Annotated in this window: 3 protein-coding genes; all 3 read left to right on the top strand. The window is 62.9% G+C overall.

What is annotated here, in order from left to right:
* The coding region (locus AC2VLV_RS14335) for a helicase-related protein (protein WP_486990623.1) at positions 1 to 1,460 on the top strand (1,460 nt) is incomplete at its 5' end.
* A gap of 105 nt (positions 1,461 to 1,565) precedes the next feature.
* Entirely contained in the window at positions 1,566 to 2,774 is a 1,209-nt protein-coding gene (locus AC2VLV_RS14330; RefSeq protein WP_023657724.1) for an SIR2 family protein, read from the top strand.
* A 127-nt stretch (positions 2,775 to 2,901) separates the two neighbouring features.
* On the top strand, positions 2,902 to 3,340 hold a 439-nt coding region (pilL2, locus tag AC2VLV_RS14325; protein ID WP_486990622.1), incomplete at its 3' end, for a PFGI-1 class ICE element type IV pilus protein PilL2.

Here is a 3,340-nt window from a genome sequence, read left to right as displayed (position 1 = left end):
GGGAAGTCACCGCGCAGAAGCTGATGCAAAAGTTCGGTGACGCCTTCCTCGCGTCGATGCTCGGGGACAACATCCACGAGTTCATCAACCTGATGGATGGCAACGGCGAGCTGGTCTTCTCGGACCGGCAAGCCCACCGCATGGAGCGCGCGATGGCCAACATGGAGTTCGGCTTCGGCGAGGGCGGCTACCAGCCGTCCGAGTTCATCAAGCGCTACCTGCCCCAGGGCACGTTCGACCTGCTCATCGCCGACGAGGCGCACGAGTACAAGAACGGCGGTTCCGCTCAGGGCCAGGCCATGGGCGTGCTGGCGGCCAAGTCGCGCAAGACCTTGCTGCTCACCGGAACGCTGATGGGCGGCTACGGCGACGACCTGTTCCACCTGCTGTTCCGAGCCCTGCCGGGGCGGATGATCGAAGACGGCTACCGTCCGACCAAGAGCGGCAGCATGACGTCGGCCGCGATGGCGTTCATGCGCGATCACGGCGTGCTCAAGGACATCTATTCCGAGAGCACGGGCACGGCGCACAAGACGGCCAAGGGCACCAAGGTATCGGTGCGCACGGTCAAGGCGCCGGGTTTCGGTCCCAAGGGCGTACTGCGGTGCGTACTGCCGTTCACGGTATTCCTCAAGTTGAAGGACATCGGCGGCAATGTGTTGCCGCCTTACGACGAGGAGTTCCGCGAAGTCGCGATGGACACGGCGCAGGCCGCGGCCTACCGCGATCTGGCGGGTCGCCTGACCCAGGAGCTGAAGCAGGCCCTGGCGAAGCGCGACACGACGCTGCTCGGCGTGGTCCTCAACGTGCTGCTGGCCTGGCCGGACTGCTGCTTCCGGTCGGAAACCGTGGTGCATCCGCGCACGCGCAACACCTTGGCGTTCGTGCCGGCTCAGTTCAACGAGTTGGAGGTGATGCCCAAGGAACGCGAGCTGATCGAGATCTGCAAGCAGGAGAAGGCAGAAGGTCGCAAGACCCTGGTCTATTCGGTCTACACCGGCACGCGCGACACCACGTCGCGTTTGAAGGTGCTGCTGGAGCAGGAAGGCTTCAAGGTGGCGGTACTGCGCGCGAGCGTGGATGCCTCCCGCCGCGAGGACTGGATCGCCGAGCAGTTGGACCGTGGCATCGACGTGCTCATCACCAATCCCGAGTTGGTGAAAACCGGCCTGGACCTGCTGGAGTTCCCGACCATCGTGTTCCTCCAGTCGGGCTACAACGTGTATTCGTTGCAGCAGGCCGCGCGGCGCTCATGGCGCATCGGCCAGAAGCAGCCGGTGCGCGTGATCTACCTCGGCTACGCCAACTCCTCGCAGATGACCTGCCTGGGGTTGATGGCCCGGAAGATCATGGTGTCGCAAAGCACGTCGGGCGACGTGCCGGAGTCCGGGCTCGATGTCCTGAATCAGGACGGCGACTCGGTGGAGGTGGCACTGGCACGGCAGCTTGTCACGGTCTGATCCATGTGCTCATGCCGGCGGCCCCTCGGGGTCGCCGGCTTCTTTCCACGGCCCTTCGGGGCTGCCTTCTGTTAGGTTATCTTCGATCTCTTTATGAGGCGGGTAATGAACAAGAACGGTAAGCAGAGGGCATTGGTCGTGATGGGGGCCGGAGCCTCGGTGGAGCTGGGCATCCCCGCTACGATTGGATTCGGGAATCTTATCGATGACGCCATCAAGGCCGACAAATACTGTGCCCATGTGGGAGGAACGGAGGTCTATTTCGACATTCGAGACAAGTTGCGCACCTACTATGCCAGCGAGGCCGAAGCCCACTTTGAGCGCATCTATCACGTCATGCACGAACTCAGCCAGTTGCGCGCAAAGCAAGGCGCGGTTCCCAAGTTCCTACCCGTGATGTATCCGTTCCTGGGCACCGCTGTGACGCACCCTGAGCAAGCACTCAAGGCCGCCTGCAGCGCGATGCTTGATTTCATCTATGCGAAGGTCTCGGAAGTCTGCGACAACCCAGCCCTACCATTGAATCCCTTGTCTGCGTTCTTCGAGGTGCTGGAGCAGCAGTACGTCCCTCGCGTGTACACGACCAACTACGATGATTTCGTCGCCCAGGCGACCCAAGGGCGCTACTTCACCGGCTTTACGCAGCGACATGGCGATCACTCGGACTTCGACGGAAAGGCTTTCTGGGCGGAGTGGGGCAAGCCGGCCTTGTTCCATCTACACGGATCAGTCCATATGGGATTCTCCGTGCCCGGCGAGCATCAGATCGGTGACATCGTTTGGTTCGATGACAAGGCCGTGGCACGTCGGCAAGCCAGATTCAATGGCTCGGGCGTTGACAGGATGGATGGCACCCACGTCGAGCGGGGCGCGATCATCACCGGATTGGACAAACTCGGCCGCCTTCAGCAGTCGCCCTATGCGTTCTACTACTCGGCGCTCAACCGGGAGGCCATGGAGGCAGACCTGATTCTGGTGCTAGGCAGCGGGCTAGCGGATCTCCATCTGAACACGTTCCTGAAGGCTGCCCGGCGTGCCAGACCCGACGTGCCGATTCTCTACGTCGGCTATTGGGGGCGAGAGGCGCTGGACTTCTACAGCACCATCCATTTCGAGTTGGAAGATCGTGACATCGCGCTGTTCCATGAACTAGGCATCGATCTGGTAAACGTCGCTGAAGCACGCTTCAAAGCGGACGACGGCTGGACTGTGGATGCCCGTGGCAAAGCGGCGGTGTGGGCTGATGGCTTCCAATCGTTCCTCCTTGCACCAGAAGCATTCACGAAGGTATTGCTGAAAGTCGCTGCCACGTAGGTACCTGTCCAGGGCAACGATTTCTTGACCCACCGCACTAATCGGTCGGCGTCCAGTTCCCTTTGTTTGCTGCCAGCGCTCGTCACGGCAGCGATGGTGACGGCTCCACATTCTGGGGAGCCGAACCATGCGACTGTTCGCCCGTTTTCGTAGCCCTCCCACAATCTACGGCGCGATAGCCAGCTCCGTCCTGGCCGCCGGCTGCGCCACGACCGCCACGCCGTCTGTGCCAGCGGTGCCGGCCGCATCGCCAACCGCCGTCGCGCCGGAGCCAGGTTTCGTTCCGGTGGCCCGCTACGGCCGCTACACCCTGGTCGAGCTGGTGCCGGAGCCCGCGCAGCGTGATCTCTTGCAGCAGGCGGTGGAGGTCTCGATTCCGCCCATGCTCGATGCCAGCGTGGGCGATGCCATGCGCCATGTGCTCCTGCGCTCGGGCTACCGGCTCTGCGATGCGGCCGAGGCCGCCGCGCTCTACGCGCTGCCGCTGCCTGCCGCACACCTGCGCCTGGGCCCGCTGATGCTGCGCGATGCCTTGCTGACCCTTGCCGGCCCGGCCTGGGAGCTGT

This window comes from Thiomonas sp. TH-17 (genome assembly GCF_057473305.1).
The sequence above is the reverse complement of the archived record's forward strand: the minus strand, read 5'-3'. Positions and strand labels throughout refer to the sequence as shown.